Annotated in this window: 13 protein-coding genes and 2 pseudogenes; 10 read left to right on the top strand and 5 right to left on the bottom strand. The window is 64.6% G+C overall.

The window, feature by feature from the left end:
- Window positions 1–17 precede the first annotated feature (17 nt).
- Both DNK34_RS08555 and DNK34_RS08550 read left to right on the top strand, forming a co-directional pair.
- A complete protein-coding gene (locus tag DNK34_RS08555) occupies window positions 18–497 on the top strand; it encodes a YajQ family cyclic di-GMP-binding protein (protein WP_131175477.1) in 480 nt (159 codons plus the stop codon).
- Between the two features lie 128 nt (window positions 498–625).
- On the top strand, window positions 626–1,459 hold the full coding sequence (locus tag DNK34_RS08550; RefSeq protein ID WP_131175478.1) for a mechanosensitive ion channel family protein: 834 nt from the start codon (window positions 626–628) through the stop codon (window positions 1,457–1,459).
- Between the two features lie 303 nt (window positions 1,460–1,762).
- Here DNK34_RS08550 and DNK34_RS08545 read toward each other — a convergent pair whose 3' ends face one another.
- On the bottom strand, window positions 1,763–3,325 hold the full coding sequence (locus DNK34_RS08545; protein ID WP_131175479.1) for an AmpG family muropeptide MFS transporter: 1,563 nt from the start codon (window positions 3,323–3,325) through the stop codon (window positions 1,763–1,765).
- A 46-nt stretch (window positions 3,326–3,371) separates the two neighbouring features.
- A complete protein-coding gene (locus DNK34_RS08540) occupies window positions 3,372–3,740 on the bottom strand; it encodes an MGMT family protein (protein ID WP_242675118.1) in 369 nt (122 codons plus the stop codon).
- A 164-nt stretch (window positions 3,741–3,904) separates the two neighbouring features.
- Between DNK34_RS08540 and DNK34_RS08535 the strand changes: the two genes are divergently transcribed.
- Window positions 3,905–4,909 carry a DUF481 domain-containing protein gene (locus tag DNK34_RS08535; protein ID WP_131175481.1) on the top strand — a complete coding sequence of 335 codons (1,005 nt, stop codon included), beginning with the start codon at window positions 3,905–3,907 and terminating at the stop codon, window positions 4,907–4,909.
- 81 nt (window positions 4,910–4,990) lie between these two features.
- Here the strand turns inward: DNK34_RS08535 and DNK34_RS08530 are convergent, their stop codons facing one another.
- Window positions 4,991–5,749, bottom strand: coding sequence for an SDR family oxidoreductase (locus DNK34_RS08530; RefSeq protein ID WP_131175482.1), 759 nt, complete (start codon window positions 5,747–5,749; stop codon window positions 4,991–4,993).
- Window positions 5,750–5,852: 103 nt separating this feature from the next.
- Here DNK34_RS08530 and DNK34_RS08525 point away from each other — a divergent pair.
- From DNK34_RS08525 to DNK34_RS08500, 6 genes and pseudogenes are all read left to right on the top strand, one after another.
- Window positions 5,853–5,981, top strand: a pseudogene (locus DNK34_RS08525) (heme iron utilization protein); the annotation flags it as partial.
- 267 nt (window positions 5,982–6,248) lie between these two features.
- A pseudogene (locus DNK34_RS08520) lies at window positions 6,249–6,848 on the top strand (HugZ family pyridoxamine 5'-phosphate oxidase); the annotation flags it as partial.
- A 64-nt stretch (window positions 6,849–6,912) separates the two neighbouring features.
- The gene (locus DNK34_RS08515; protein WP_131175484.1) at window positions 6,913–7,377 is read left to right on the top strand and encodes an FxsA family protein; all 465 of its coding nucleotides are present in this window, start codon (window positions 6,913–6,915) and stop codon (window positions 7,375–7,377) included.
- Between the two features lie 524 nt (window positions 7,378–7,901).
- Window positions 7,902–8,195 (top strand): co-chaperone GroES, encoded by a 294-nt coding sequence (locus DNK34_RS08510; RefSeq protein WP_131175485.1) that lies wholly within the window; start codon window positions 7,902–7,904, stop codon window positions 8,193–8,195.
- A gap of 48 nt (window positions 8,196–8,243) precedes the next feature.
- Window positions 8,244–9,884 (top strand): chaperonin GroEL, encoded by a 1,641-nt coding sequence (gene groL, locus DNK34_RS08505; protein ID WP_131175486.1) that lies wholly within the window; start codon window positions 8,244–8,246, stop codon window positions 9,882–9,884.
- Window positions 9,885–10,083: 199 nt separating this feature from the next.
- Complete coding sequence (locus DNK34_RS08500) at window positions 10,084–10,311, top strand: hypothetical protein (protein WP_131175487.1); 228 nt, start codon at window positions 10,084–10,086, stop codon at window positions 10,309–10,311.
- A gap of 121 nt (window positions 10,312–10,432) precedes the next feature.
- Here the strand turns inward: DNK34_RS08500 and DNK34_RS08495 are convergent, their stop codons facing one another.
- Window positions 10,433–13,477 carry a multidrug efflux RND transporter permease subunit gene (locus DNK34_RS08495; protein ID WP_131175488.1) on the bottom strand — a complete coding sequence of 1,015 codons (3,045 nt, stop codon included), beginning with the start codon at window positions 13,475–13,477 and terminating at the stop codon, window positions 10,433–10,435.
- Window positions 13,478–13,506: 29 nt separating this feature from the next.
- Window positions 13,507–14,652: an efflux RND transporter periplasmic adaptor subunit gene (locus DNK34_RS08490; protein WP_131175489.1), complete on the bottom strand. Its 1,146-nt coding sequence runs from the start codon at window positions 14,650–14,652 to the stop codon at window positions 13,507–13,509.
- 217 nt (window positions 14,653–14,869) lie between these two features.
- Here DNK34_RS08490 and DNK34_RS08485 point away from each other — a divergent pair, with 217 nt between their 5' ends.
- Window positions 14,870–15,700 carry an isocitrate lyase/PEP mutase family protein gene (locus DNK34_RS08485; protein WP_131175490.1) on the top strand — a complete coding sequence of 277 codons (831 nt, stop codon included), beginning with the start codon at window positions 14,870–14,872 and terminating at the stop codon, window positions 15,698–15,700.
- Window position 15,701: the final 1 nt, after the last annotated feature.

Below are 15,701 nucleotides of genomic sequence, written 5' to 3'. Positions count from 1 at the left end.
CTATCTGGAGGAAACCCATGCCCTCGTTCGACGTGGTGTCCGAACTGGACAAGCACGAAGTGACCAATGCCATCGACAACGCCATCAAGGAACTGGAGCGTCGTTACGACCTGCGTGGCAAAGGCAGCTTCGAACTCAAGGATCTGACCGTCAACCTGACCGCCGATGCGGAGTTCCAGTTGGAGCAGATGGTCGAGATTCTCAAGCTCTGCCTGGTAAAGCGCAAGATCGACGTGCAATGCCTCGAGTTCAAGGAGGCTTACGCCTCCGGCAAGAGCACCAAGCAGGACGTGATTCTGCGTGAAGGCATCGACAAGGAGCTGGCGAAGAAGATCGTCGCCCACATCAAGGAGAGCAAGCTCAAGGTACAGGCCGCCATCCAGGGGGAGCAGGTGCGCATCACCGGCAAGAAGCGCGACGACCTGCAGGAGGCCATCGCCAACCTGCGCGCCAAGGACTTCGGCATGCCGCTGCAGTACAACAACTTCCGCGACTGATGACGGCCAGGCCAGGATTGGGTTCATTGAACCCGGGCCGCTGGATTGCCGTCGCATGGGTGACCGCCCACGCACACGCCATGGCCTGTCAGGGTGTGTGCGTTTCAACTTCTTAGAAGGAACGCCAGATGGATATGAGCGTCGATCAACTGATCGTCATGTCGCAAGCCTGGATACCGGTTCTGCTGCAGTACAGCGGCAAACTGACCCTGGCCCTGTTCACCCTGTTGCTCGGTTGGTGGCTGATCAGCAAGCTGACCGCCAAGGTCAGCGCGCTGATGGATGGCCGCAAGGTCGACCGCGCGCTGAGCAGTTTTATCGGCAGCCTGGCGAGCATCGCGCTCAAGGTGCTGCTGATCATCAGCGTGGCCTCGATGATCGGCGTGGAGACCACCTCGTTCATCGCCGTGATCGGCGCCGCCGGCCTGGCCATCGGCCTGGCCCTGCAAGGCAGCCTGGCGAATTTCGCCGGGGGTGTGCTGATCATGCTGTTCCGCCCGTTCAAGGCCGGCGACTTCATCGAGGCCCAGGGTATTTCCGGTTCCGTGGATTACATCCAGATCTTCCACACCGTGCTGCGTACCGGCGACAACAAGGTGGTGATCGTGCCCAACGGCAGCCTGTCCAACGGCATCATCACCAACCATTCGCGCCAGCCCATCCGCCAGGTGCTGTATGACGTCAAGCTCGACTACGAGGCCGACTTGGCCAAGGCGCGCAAGGTACTGCTGGAGCTGTCCGAGGACTCCCGCGTGCACAAGGACCCGGCGCCAGTGGTGGTGGTATCCAACCTGGGCGAGACCTCGATCAACCTGTCGCTGCGCATGTGGACCTCGGCCGGTGACTACTGGCCGGTGATCTTCATGCTCAATGAAAGCGTCCGTGATCGCCTGCGTGCCGAAGGTGTCGAGCTGGCACAGCCACCGCGCATGGTTCAGGTGCTGCCGGCCAAGGCGAACTGAGCGCCGTGTGAGGAAGGCAAGGACCGGCATTGCCTGATGCCGGTCAGTTAAGCGTTTGGTCCGCAAGACGGCGGCTTGCCCTGCCCCTGTAGGAGCCGCGCCCCCGCGGCGATTGGTGGCCGCGCCATGGATTCTGCGCGATGGCCGCCACCGCATCGCGCCGAGGTCGACGCGCCTACGCGGGCGGCGGGTTGCCGCTCTCCTGTTTCTACTGAAACCTTATCTGATCTGCATGACGGCAGTGCCGGCCTTTTTATGGCATGGCGGCCAGCCGGCGCTCCGAGGCTTTTCCGCAACGCAGGATCAGGCCTGGGGCTTCTCTGCTTCGGCAGCAGGCCCTTCCGTGGGTGGCGCAGGGTCTGGCCGGGTGCGTTCGCGTCGCCACTGCACCAGGATCAGGATCAGGGTCGGTACGCCCATCAGCGCGGTGATCAGGAAGAAGTCGGCATAGCCGAACTTCTCCACCATCACCCCGGAGTAACCGCCGATCAGGCGTGGCAACAGCAGCATGATCGAGCTGAGCAGGGCGTACTGGGTGGCGGAGAACTTGAGGTTGGTCAGGCTCGACAGGTAGGCGACGAAGGCGGCGGTGGCCAGGCCGGCACTGAAGTTGTCGGCGGAAATGGTGAAGACCAGCATCTGCAGATCCGCGCCCATGCCGGCCAGCATGAGGAACAGCAGGTTGGTCGCCGCCGAGGCCGCGCCGCCGATGAACAGGATCGGCAGGATGCCGAAGCGCACGATCAACAGGCCACCGGCACCGGCGCCGAGCAAGGTCATGACCAGGCCGAACAGCTTGCTGACGCTGGCGATCTGGTCCTTGGTGAAACCCTGGTCGATGTAGAAGACGTTGGCCATGACCCCCATCACCGTATCCGACATGCGGTAGGTGGCGATCAGGCCGAGCAGCAGCAGGGCCTGCCAGCGGTAGCGCAGGATGAAGTCGTTGACCGGGGTCAGCACCGGCGCCAGCCCGCGGCGGCCAAAGGAGGAGAGGCACAGGCTGGTGAGGATGGTGTAGAGGATGGCGCGCAGGAAGGCGCGGTCTTCGAGCAGCAGGTCCACCAGGCTGGCCTCGCCGCGCACCAGGCTGGCGAAATCGGTCTGGTAGAGCTGGGTGAACATGGCCGGTACCGAGACCAGCAGCACGATCAGCACCACCACCGAGGCGATCTGATGGTTGAAACCATACTTGGCGGCGGCCAGCTGGGTCTTCAGGGAAACATCCGGCTCGCGCATCCACAGGCTGGTGAGCAGGCCCGGCAGCATCAGCAGGGCGAACAGCAGGTAGGTGCCGGCCCAGGCGGCATGCTGGTAGAACAGGGTGGTCGAGCCCAGGCCCTCGGCGATGTACAGCGCGCCGGCGGTGGCCAGCAGCGCGGCGACCCGGTAGCCGGCCATGTAGCTGGCGGCCAGGGCGGCCTGGCGGGTGTCGTCGACGATCTCCAGGCGGTAGGCGTCGACGGCGATGTCCTGGGTCGCCGAGGCGAAGGCCACCAGCACCGCCAGGGCGATCAGCCAAGTCAGGTGGGTATGCGGGTCGCACAGGGCCATGCCGGCCAGGCCGATGGCGATGAGAATCTGCGCCAGCACCAGCCAGGAGCGGCGCCGGCCCAGCTTGCCGAGCAGCGGCAGGCGCCACTGGTCGAGCAGCGGCGACCACACCCATTTGAAGGCGTAGGCCAGGCCGATGAGACTGGCGAAACCGATGGTTTCGCGGGCTACTCCGGCCTCGCGCAGCCACACCGAGAGGGTCGAGAACACCAGCATGTAAGGCAGGCCGGCGGCGAACCCGAGGAGCAGGAGAACCAGTGTCGAGGGACTGGAGTAGGCGGCGACTGCGTCGCGCCAGCTTTTACGATGCATTGAGCGGGTTCAGCCTGGGGGATAAGACCTGAAGAAAGGGCGCACTCTAACCGTTGTGCTCCATGGGGCGCCAGCCATGACGACGGATATCCACCCGGTCGTTGTGGATTAGCACCCCTTCGACGCGCAAACGCTGCCGTTGTTCAAAGCCCGATGGGCTACCCGCCGCCAGACTCAGCCGGCCGCCGGCGGCGACCACCCTGTGCCAGGGCAGTGTGCTGCCATCGGGCAACTGGCTCAGGGTCCGGCCCACCCAGCGCGCGGCGCGGCCCAGGCCGGCGAGGGCGGCGAGTTCACCATAGGTGACCACCTTGCCCGCGGGCACCTGGGCCAGGACCAGGTACAGGGCGTCGCGCCGGGCCTGCTGATCGCCGGCCGGCAGCAGGGGGGCATGCTCAGGTTGTCGCGCCGCCATCATCGGCCTCCAGTGCGCTGGTCAGTGATGACCGTTCGGCATACAGGTATTTATCGTCCTTTCTTGCTGAACTCGAGTGGATTCCGTCGGTCATTTCTTGCTCATGGGTCGGGTATGCGGATAATGCCCGATTTATCGCGAACCGGAGCCGTAGTCGTCCACTTATGTTTAATCGAACCCTGTTGTGCCTGACCCTCACCGCGGCGGCAACACCGCTGATGGCCGATACCGTGTGGATGAAGAACGGCGACCGGCTGACCGGAACCATCAAGGTTTTCGACGGCGGCAAGCTGATGCTGGAAACCGATTACGGCGGCTCCATCCCGCTGGACTGGAGCAAGATCGCCACCCTGGAAAGCGACCAGGAGTTGCTGGTCAAGGAAAACGACGTGACCGGCGAGCGGGCCAAGTCCCTGCAGGCCTCCGATGCAGGCAAGGTCACCCTGGCCAACGGCGATACGCCGAAGACCGTGGAGCTGGCCAGCATCAAGCAGCTCATGAAGCCCAAGCCCTTCGTCGAGGATTTCCTGTGGAAGGGCAATATCGACGTGGCCATGGACTACAAGCGCGCCGAGAACGACACCGATGACTACGACATCGACCTCAAGACCCAGGCGCGTCATGGCAAATGGCGGCATAACGCCACGGTGGATTACAACCGTGAGCTCAGGAACGACGTCGTCAGCACCGACAACTGGGGGGCCGAGTACGCCCTCGACCGCTTCCTCGACGAACAATGGTTCTGGCAGGGGCGCCTGGAGTACAAGCGCGATCAGATCGAGGACCTGGCCCGCCAGCGTACCGTCGGTACCGGTCCGGGTTACCAGTTCTGGGATAACGAACTCGGCGCCTTCTCCGTCGCCGGGCTGTTCAACCGTTCCGATTACGAGTATGCCAATGGCGACAAGGATAATTTCTACGCCATCAGCATGAGGTGGGACTACAACCGTTACCTGATCGGCAAGACTGTCGAGCTGTTCAGTACCGGTGAAGTGGGCAAGCCCCTGGCGGGCGCCGCCGACTACTCCCTGGATGCCGAAGTGGGCCTGCGCTACAAGGTCACCGACTGGGCGTCCCTGAACATGAAGGCGTCGAAGGATCAGGTCAGCGGTTCGGACGGCGACAAGGACGAGACCCGCTATACCCTGGGCTTTGGTGTGGGCTGGTAAGACCGTGTGCAAGACGCTCCACGAAAAAGCCCCGCCTCGATGCGGGGCTTTTTCGTGGCCTGCCAAGAACCCTGCGAGAGGCTACAGGCGCATGCCGCCGTCGAGTTCGAGAATACGTCCGGTGTAATAGTCGTTTTCCAGAATGTAGGCCACCGAATGGGCGATTTCCTGCGGCGTGCCCAGGCGCTTGAGCGGGATGGCCGTGGTCATGCGTTCCAGGGCTTCGGGTTTCATGCTGGCGACCATGTCGGTTTCGATGAAACCCGGTGCCACGCCGGCCACGCGGATGTCGTAGCGGGCCAGTTCGCGGGCCCAGACCACGGTATCGGCGGCGACACCGGCCTTGGCGGCGGAGTAGTTGGCCTGACCGATGTTGCCGGCGCGCGAGATCGAGGAAATATTGACGATCGCGCCCTGGTTCTGCAGTTCGATCATCTTCGCCGCCACTTCACGGGTGCAGAGGAACACCCCGGTCAGGTTGACGTCGATCACCGACTGCCACTGCGCCAGGCTCATCTTGCTCATCTCGCCGTCCTTGACCTTGATGGTCAGGCCGTCGCGCAGGATGCCGGCATTGTTGACCAGACCGTTGATCGAGCCGAAGTCTTCGGCGATCTGGGCGATGGTCTGAGTCACCTGCTCCTCGCTGGCCACGTTGCACAGATAGGTGCGGACCTGAACGCCCAGCGCCCGGCAGGCGGCAGCGGTTTCGTCGAGTTTTTCCTGATTGAGATCGACCAGTGCCAGGCGTACGCGTTTTTCCGCGAGGTATTCGGCCATGGCCCGTCCGAGTCCCTGGCCGCCGCCGGTGATGATGATGACCTTGTCTTCGAGTTGCATGGCAATCTCCTGGGGTCGACAGACCCCCATGCGAATGGGCGATCCCGTTACGGCGCGCTAGCGGCTATTCTAGACGCTTGTCCGATGACCGGGAGTCATGACCGTGAGCGTGAAGGCCAGCAAGCATGCCCGAGAACTGCTGCTCAAGGAATACCGCGGCGTGCTCTCCACCCATTCCAAGGCCATGCCCGGTTTTCCGTTCGGCTCGGTGGTGCCTTATTGTCTCGCGAAGGGGCTGCTCCCGTTTCAGCACGACCGCGCCGGAGCCCGTTTTGCCGCGAGGCAAGGCACGAGCCACGAAGTTTGGTCGTTCCAAATGAGTGGCGAGAAACGCAGCATTCGCGGCAAAACGGGCCCGGCCCTGCGGGTTGCGCGAAAAATCTCGCCATGCGTTGTTGGAGGACTTGGCAAGGGAACGCCACTCCCGGCGTCCTCCGCCTAGCCTGGCGAGATTTTGCGCAGCAACGCGGCTTGCGCTGAAACGGGAGCAGCCCCTTGGGGCTGGCCGCTGATCCTGATCAGCCGCATCGCCCAGCACACCCATAACCTCAAGATGGACGCCAGGTGCTCCCTACTGGTGGGCGAGCGCGACGCCGAGGATGTGCAGGCCGTAGGCCGCCTGACCCTGCTCGCCGAGGCGCGGATGCTGGCGGACGAGGCGAGCATCGAGGCCGCCGCGCAGCGCTATTACCGCTACTTTCCCGAATCCCGCGGCTATCACAGCGCCCACGATTTCGATTTCTGGCGCCTCGAGCCGGTGCGCTGGCGCTACATCGGCGGTTTCGGCGCGATCCACTGGCTCGACGAGGTGGCCCTGGCCAATGCCTTCGCCGGTGACGGCGAGTTGCGCATGCTCGAGCACATGAACAGCGACCATGCCGACGCCATTGCCCATTACGTGGCCCTGGCCGGGCTGCCTGACCGGGTGCCGGCGCAGATGGTCGGCATCGACAGCGAAGGCTTCCATCTGCGTATCGGCCAGGGGCTGTACTGGCTGGCCTTCCCAATATCCTGTAACAGTGCTGGCGAGGTTCGCCAGGCCCTGGTGCAGCTGGCGCGCGCGCCAAGCTGGCCGACCAGTGGCGGGGTTTCAGCTTGAATTAAGCGCAATGCCCCATACTGTCTATCCCATCGGAAGCCGTTCTTCCGCCAAGGAAACCCTGATGCGCGTTTTTATGTTGTTGTTCCTGCTGTTCCCCATTCTCGAATTGGCCGTGCTGATTCAGGTGGGCAGCGCTATCGGCGTACTGCCCACCGTGCTGCTGGTCATCGGTACGTCCCTCTTCGGTGGCCTGATGCTGCGTATCGCCGGCATCGCCACCGCCTGGCGCGCCCGCGAGAAACTCGCCCGCGGCGAGCTGCCCGACCAGGAAGTGCTCGAAGGCCTGATGATCGCCGTCGGTGGCGGTCTGCTGCTGTTGCCGGGTTTCATCAGCGACTTCTTCGGCTTGCTCTGCCTGCTGCCGATCACCCGCCGCCTGCTGGTCGGGCGCATGCGTCGCCGCGCTGCCGAGCAGGCCATGCGCCAGCGCGCCTTCGCCGACGACCTGGCCGCCCGTTCCGGGCAGGCCCGGCCGGGTGGGTCCCAGCCCAACGTCCTGGAAGGCGAGTACGAGCGCCGCGACTGACTGGCCCTGTAGGAGCCGCGACCCCGCGGCGATTGGTGGTCCGGCGCACTCGTGCGATGGCCTCCCTCGCATCGCGCCGAGGTCGGCGCTCCTACACGGGCGGTGGTTTGCCGCTCTCCTACAGGCGCCCCCTGCTTCTGCAAAAACCTTATCTGATCGGTATCAGGCGCATGTCCAGGGGCGCCGGGTGGACAGTCGATCAATGACCGGGCGCCATTCTTGCCATCGCCTGCGACGGCCCGCAGGGTGGCCGCCAGGGATGGCAGGCCACAAAAAATGGCCGGGAGTCATTTTTGACGTCGCTTGCGACGGCCCGCAGGGTGGCCGCCAGGGATGGCAGGCCACAAAAAAATTCCCGCCCCGCCCTTGAATTACTCTTGTTCGACCTTATGTAGCGGTCACCGCAAGGTTTTCCGTCGTTCTGCGACGGAACATATTTCCGCGTCGCGCGCTTGGCGCAACGCAACCGGTCCCGCCGGTGACCGCACCGGCTGATGTCAACAAACTATTGGGAGAGATCGACAATGAAGCTTCGTCCTTTGCATGACCGCGTCGTGATCCGTCGCAGCGAAGAAGAAACCAAAACCGCTGGCGGTATCGTGTTGCCGGGTTCCGCGGCGGAAAAGCCGAATCAGGGCGAAATCGTTGCTGTCGGCACTGGCCGTGTACTGGATAACGGCGAAGTCCGTGCCCTGGCCGTGAAGGTGGGTGACAAGGTGGTGTTCGGCCCTTACTCGGGCAGCAACACCGTCAAGGTCGACGGCGAAGACCTGCTGGTGATGAGCGAGAGCGAAATCCTCGCTGTCGTCGAAGCCTGATTTCCCGCGAATCTCCGTTTAACCGTCAAGAATTGAGGATCAATTTCCATGGCTGCTAAAGAAGTTAAGTTCGGCGACTCCGCCCGCAAGAAAATGCTCGCCGGTGTGAACGTCCTGGCTGACGCCGTTAAAGCTACCCTCGGCCCGAAAGGCCGCAACGTGGTGCTGGAAAAGAGCTTCGGCGCTCCGACCATCACCAAGGACGGCGTTTCCGTCGCCAAAGAAATCGAGCTGAAAGATCGCTTCGAGAACATGGGCGCGCAACTGGTCAAGGACGTTGCGTCCAAGGCCAACGACGCTGCCGGTGACGGCACCACCACCGCTACCGTTCTGGCTCAGGCCATCGTCAACGAAGGCCTGAAGGCCGTCGCTGCCGGCATGAACCCGATGGATCTGAAGCGCGGCATCGACAAGGCCACCATCGCCATCGTCAAGGAACTGAAAGAACTGTCCAAGCCGTGCGCCGATACCAAGGCCATCGCTCAGGTCGGTACCATTTCCGCCAACTCCGACAGCTCCATCGGCGACATCATCGCCGAGGCCATGGAAAAAGTCGGCAAGGAAGGCGTGATCACCGTTGAAGAAGGCTCGGGCCTGGAAAACGAACTGTCCGTCGTCGAAGGCATGCAGTTCGACCGTGGCTACCTGTCCCCGTACTTCATCAACAAGCCGGACACCATGGTTGCCGAGCTGGACAGCCCGCTGATCCTGCTGGTCGACAAGAAGATCTCCAACATCCGCGAAATGCTGCCGGTGCTGGAAGCCGTGGCCAAGGCCGGTCGTCCGCTGCTGATCGTGGCTGAAGACGTCGAAGGCGAAGCCCTGGCCACCCTGGTGGTCAACAACATGCGCGGCATCGTCAAGGTCGCTGCGGTCAAGGCGCCTGGCTTCGGCGATCGCCGCAAGGCCATGCTGCAGGACATCGCCATCCTCACCGGCGGTACCGTGATTTCCGAAGAAGTCGGCCTGAGCCTGGAAAGCGCCACCCTGGAGCACCTGGGTCAAGCCAAGCGTGTCGTCCTGAACAAGGAAAACACCACCATCATCGACGGCGCCGGCCAGCAGGTCGATATCGAAGCCCGCGTTGCGCAGATCCGCAAGCAGGTCGAAGACACTTCTTCCGACTACGACAAGGAGAAGCTGCAAGAGCGTCTGGCCAAGCTGGCTGGCGGTGTTGCCGTAATCAAGGTCGGCGCCGGTACCGAAGTCGAAATGAAAGAGAAGAAAGCCCGTGTCGAAGACGCCCTGCACGCGACCCGCGCAGCCGTCGAAGAAGGCGTGGTACCTGGCGGCGGTGTTGCCCTGGTGCGTGCGCTGCAGGCGATCTCCGACCTGAAAGGCGACAACGACGACCAGAACGTCGGTATCGCCCTGCTGCGTCGCGCTGTCGAGGCGCCGCTGCGTCAGATCGTGGCCAACGCTGGCGACGAGCCGAGCGTCGTGGTCGACAAGGTCAAGCAGGGTAGTGGCAACTACGGCTACAACGCGGCGACCGGTGTCTACGGCGACATGATCGAGATGGGTATCCTCGATCCGGCCAAGGTCACCCGTTCGGCACTGCAGGCTGCCACCTCCATCGGCAGCCTGATGATCACCACCGAAGCGATGATCGCCGAAGTGGCTGACGACAAGCCGGCTCCGGCCATGCCGGACATGGGCGGCATGGGTGGCATGGGCGGCATGATGTAAGCCACCCGGCACCTGTCGAAAAAAGAACCCCGCGCTTGTCGCGGGGTTTTTTTCGCCTAGGGTTTGTTACCCGCGATCTGGCTTGTACCGAGGCGGCATGGGCCGTTCGTGACCGTTCGTCTTGAGCGGCACCACCTCTGGCATTCGTGATCTAGTGTTAGCGAACAGCGTATGGCAGCGCTATCAAGAGGTTGCAGTGATGAAGCTAGAAATAGCACGAGGTATGTTCCTGGTCGCGGCGCTGGGTGTGACCGCGCTGGCCGCGGCGGCATGGCATGAGCCGGGGCCGGGGGTGGTCAGCAGTCACGGCCGCAGTTACTGCCCGTTCCCGCCCAACAAGCCCGCTGCGCTGGTTCAGGCGCGGCCGACCCAGGACCTGCTGTGGCTGGTGCTGGGCCTGTCCCAGGGCCTGCGTCCTCAAGGCTGAGCCGTTGCCTGCCTGAAAAGGCCCCCGCCATCGCGCAGTGCGGGGGCGCACTTTTTTGACCCTCTCCCCAGCCCCTCTCCCGGAAGGTGAGCGGCGCTGGCGTTTTCTGTTGCCTGGGTATCTACCCCTGAGTGGCGGCCGGGGCGGCGTCCGGATGCGCCAGCAGAGAATAGACGCAGGGCAGCACGAACAGGGTGAACAGGGTGCCGACCGACATGCCGGTGGCGATCACCAGGCCGATGTCGAAACGGCTCACCGCCCCGGCGCCGCTGGCCAGAATCAGCGGCAGCATGCCGAAGACCATGGCGGCGGTGGTCATCAGCACCGGGCGCAGGCGGATGGCAGCCGCTTCCTCGACGGCGGCGCGGCGTGACAGGCCCTGGTCGCGGCGCAACTGATTGGCGAACTCGACGATCAGGATGCCGTGCTTGGTGATCAGGCCGATCAGCGTCACCAGCCCCACCTGGGTGTAGATGTTCATGCTGGAGAAGCCCAGGAACAGCGGAACCAGCGCGCCGCAGATCGACAGCGGCACGGTCACCAGGATCACCAGCGGGTCGCGGAAGCTCTCGAACTGCGCGGCCAGCACCAGGAAGATCAGCGCCAGGGCCAGGCCGAAGGTGAGGTACAGGGCGCTCCCCTCCTGAATGAATTGTCGCGAGGCGCCGGCGTAGTCGAAGCTGAAGCCGCTGGGCGCTTCCTCGGTGGCGATCTGCCTGATGGTGTCGATCGCTTCGCCCATGCTGACGATCGGGAAACCCTGGATGATCGCCGCGTTGAGCTGCTGGAACTGGTTGAGCTGGGTCGGACGGGCACGGTCGCTGACCGTGACCAGGGTCGCCAGCGGCAGCATCTCGCCCGCGGCGTTCCTGACGTAGTAGCTGCCCAGCCAGCCCGGGTTGTCGCGGTAGGCGCGCTCGACCTGGGCGATGACCTTGTAGCTGCGCCCGTCGAGGGTGAAGCGGTTGATCTCGCCTTCGCCGAGCAGGGTGGCCAGGGTCAGCCCCAGATCCTGCATGGAGACGCCCATCTGCGCGGCTTTCTGGCGGTCGATGGCGACCACCACTTCCGGCTTGTCGAAGGCCAGGTCGATGTCGAGGAAGGCGAACTTGCCGGAGTCCTGGGCGCGTTTCCTGATGCGTTCGGTCACCTGCAGCAGCGACTCGTAATCGTTGGGCGTGGTGACCGCGAACTGGAACGGCAGGCCTTCGCCGGTGCCGGGCAGCGAGGGCAGGTTGAAGCCGAAGATCTGCAGGCCGGCGATCCGGTCCAGGCGCGCCTGCACTTCGGGAAGGATGTCCATCTGGCTGCGCTCGCGCTCGTGCCAGGGTTTGAGCAGGAAGCCGCCGATACCCGACTGCACGCCGTCGAAACCGTTGATCTGGAACGAGGAGTAGTACTCGGGGAACTCCCTGAAGACCTCGATGAACTGGTCGGTATAGCGGTTCAGGTAGTCCAGGTTGGCCGGTTGCGGCGCCTTGGACATCAGAAAGACGATGCCCTGATCTTCCTCGGGCGCCAGTTCGCTCTGGGTGAACATCAGCAGCACGGGAATCAGGCACAGTACGATCAGGGCGAACACCACGACCACCGGCCGGGTCTCGAGGGTGCCGTGCAGTGCGCGCTGGTAACGGCCCTTGAGGCCTTCGAAGATGGCATCCAGGCGGTGGGCCAGGCCCGACGGGTTTTCCTCGTGGCGCAGCAGCTTGGCGCACATCATCGGCGACAGGGTCAGGGCGACGATGCCGGAAATGATCACGGCCCCGGCCAGGGTCAGGGCGAACTCCTTGAACAGGGCGCCGGTGAGGCCTTCGAGGAAACCGATGGGGGCGTACACCGCGGCCAGGGTGATGGTCATCGAGACCACCGGCACGGCGATCTCGCGGGCGCCTTCGATGGCGGCGTCGAAGGGCGTTTTGCCGTCCTCGATGTGGCGGTGGATGTTCTCCACCACGACGATGGCGTCGTCCACCACCAGACCGATGGCCAGCACCATGGCCAGCAGGGTCAGCAGATTCAGCGAATAGCCCATCAGCTGCATGAAGAACAGCACGCCGATCATCGACAGCGGAATGGTGATCACCGGGATCAGCACCGAGCGCAGCGCGCCGAGGAACAGGAAGACCACGACGATGACGATCAGCACCGCTTCGGCGAGGGTCTTGATCACCTCGTCGATGGAGGCCTGGATGAACTCGGTGGCGTCGTAGGCGATGGACACGTGCAGATCCGGCGGCAGCTGGGCTTGCAGCTCCGGCATGATGGCGCGCACTTCCCTGATCACGTCCAACGGGTTGGCGCTGGGCGTGGCCTTGATGCCGATGTACACCGAGGGAATGCCGTCGAAGGAGCTGACCGCGTCGTAACTCGCCGCGCCCAGTTCCACCCGCGCCACATCGCGCAGCAGCACCCGGCTGTCGCCGGCGGTCTTGAGGGGAATGGCGGCGAAGGCCTCGGGGGATTTCAGCTCGGTCTCGGCGTTGATGCTGGTGACCACGTATTCGCCCTTGACCTCGCCGGCGGCGGCCAGGAAGTTGTACGCGCGCACGGCGTCGTTGACATCCGCGGCGCTGACCCCATAAGCGGCCATCTTCACCGGGTCGAGCCACAGGCGCATGGCGAACACCTGGTTGCCGAGAATCTCGGCTTCGGCCATGCCCGGCAGGGTGGCGAGCTTGGGCTGGATCACCCGCGACAGGTAGTCGGTGATCTGCGGGTTGCTCAGCACCTCGCTGTGGAAGCTGACGTACATCAGCGCCGTGGAGTCGGCCGCCTCGCGGGACAGCACCGGGTCCTCGGCCTCCTGGGGCAACTGGTTCTTCACCTCGTTGGCCTTGGCCAGCAGTTCGGTGAACAGGCGGTCGCTGTTGCCGCCGATGCGGGCGTAGATGGAGATCACCGAGAAGTTCTGCCGGCTCACCGAGGTCATGTAGTCGATGCCTTCGGCGCTGGCCAGGCTCTGCTGCAGCGGCTGGGTGATATAGCCCTGGATGGTTTCGGCGTTGGCCCCGGGGTAGGCGGTGGTCACCGTGATCAGGGCGTTCTCCATCTGCGGATACTGGCGGATGGTCAGTTTGCCGAAGGCCTGCGCGCCGAGCAGGATGATCAGCAGGCTGACCACCGTCGCCAGTACCGGGCGACGGATGAAGGGATCGGTAAAAGCCATGGGCGATATTCCTTTGCGTCAGCGCTGGATCAGCGTGCGGCGTCCGACTGGCCGTTGCCGTCGACCGGCTCGTCGACGATGGTCACGTGGGCGCCGTTGTCCAGTTTCAGCTGGCCGGCGCTCACCACCTGCTCGCCGGCCCGCAGGCCCGCGAGAATCACCGCCAGGCCGTCGCGGCGTTCGCCGGTCTCGACGAAGCGCCGCTTCACGCCGAGCTGCGCCTGACCCTGCTCGTCCTTGAGCGGCTGGCCCTGGTCGTCCTGCTGCGCGGCGATGACGTACACCGAGTTGCCGTACAGGGTGTAGGTGATCGCCGTTTCCGGCACCACGATGTGCCTCGGCGCGCCGGGCAGCAGGACTTCGAGGTTGGCGAACATGCCCGGCAGCAGTTTCTCCCCCGGGTTGGCCAGGGTGGCGCGCACCTGCACGTTGCGGGTGGTGTTCTCGACCTTGGGGTTGATCGCGGCGACCCGCCCCTCGAACAGCTCGCCGGGGTAGGCGCTCACGCCGAGGCGCACCACCTGGCCCACGGCCAGTTGCGGCACGTTCTGTTCCGGCAGGAAGAAGTCGACGAACAGGGTCGAGAGATCCTGCAGGGTGGCGATGGTGGTGCCGGACGCCAGGTAGTCGCCGACTTCCACCTGGCGGATGCCGATGGTGCCGGCGAAGGGCGCGAGGATGCGTTTCTTGGCCAGCAGGGCCTTGAGCTGGGCGACGCTGGCGTTGGACTTCTGCAGTTCGGCGGCGAGGCGGTCGAACTCGCTCTTGGAAATGTTCGAGCGGCTCACCAGGCTGCGGCCGCGTTCGAACTCGACCCGGGCCAGGCCGAGTTCGGCCTCGGCGGTGGCCAGGTTGGCCTGTTCGACGGCGCTGTCCATCTGCAGCAGGGGTTGCTGCAGCGCGACCTTCTCGCCGGAGTCGAACAGCATCCGGCTGACTGTGCCGCCGACCTCCACGGTCAGGTCGACGCCCTTGAACGCCTTCAGCGTGCCGATGGCCGGCAGGCGTCCTTGCCAGGGCCGTTCCTCGGCCGTGGCCGCGGCCACGCTGATGGCCGGCTGCGGCGCCGAGAACTGCTGGATCTGCCGATAGATGGACAGGCCTTTGTAGGCGGCCAGGGCGATGATCGCGAGGACGACGATCCCCAGCATGATCAGCATGCGGCGCAGCAACATATTCCGATTCCTTGGACGGGCAGGCGAGGCGAGACGGGGACATTAGTCGCACTTCCCGGGCAAGTCAAAACAGGGAATTTCTCCATCCGCGAGGAACTCCGATACCCTGCGCAGGCCGCATCGTCGCCAGACGGTTTTTACCGCTGCCGCCATGCGCGCGCATCCGCCTATCGACCATGCGGCGCTCAACGGGGCGTCGACCGCCAGGGAGAAGATCATGTCCAACCATGCGCAACGCGCCGCCCGCTTTCGCGATCTGCACCAGCGCAAAGAGCTCCTGGTGCTGCCCAATCCCTGGGATGCCGGCTCGGCGAAGATGCTCGCGGCGCTGGGCTTCGAGGCCCTGGCGACCACCAGTGCCGGGCTGGCGTTTTCCCTCGGCCGGCCGGACGCCGAGCAGGCGGTGAGCCGTGACGAGACCCTGGCCAATGCCCGCGCCATCGTCGAGGCCACGCCGCTGCCGGTCGCCGCCGACCTGGAGAACGGCTATGGCGACAGCCCCGAGGCCTGTGCCGAGACCTTGCGCCTGGCCGCCGCGGTCGGCCTGGTCGGCGGCTCCATCGAGGACGCCAGCGGCCGCCAGGATGCACCGATCTATCCGTTCGAGCTGGCGGTGGAGCGCATTCGCGCCTCGGTCGCTGCGCTGCGCAGCCTGGAGGTGCCCTTCACCCTGACGGCCAGGGCGGAAAACCATCTGCACGGGCGTGTGGATCTGGATGACACCATCCGCCGGCTGGTGGCCTATGCCGAGGCCGGCGCCGACGTGCTCTACGCCCCCGGCTTGACCCAGGCCGACGATATCCGCGCGGTGGTCGAGGCCGTGGCGCCGCGCCCGGTCAACGTGCTGGTCGGCTCGCCGGGCCTGAGGCTGTCGCTGGATGACCTGGCGCAACTGGGTGTCAGGCGCGTCAGCCTGGGGTCCAACCTGGCCCGGGTGGCCTATGGCGCCTTCCTGCAGGCGGCCACGACCCTGGCCGATTCCGGTGACCTCGGCGAGGCGCAGAAGGCGATCGGCTTCGACCGTATCAACAGCCTGTTCAAGGCCTGAG

It is taken from the genome of Phytopseudomonas dryadis, assembly GCF_004327355.1.
Lineage (GTDB): Bacteria > Pseudomonadota > Gammaproteobacteria > Pseudomonadales > Pseudomonadaceae > Aquipseudomonas > Aquipseudomonas dryadis.
The sequence above is the reverse complement of the archived record's forward strand: the minus strand, read 5'-3'. Positions and strand labels throughout refer to the sequence as shown.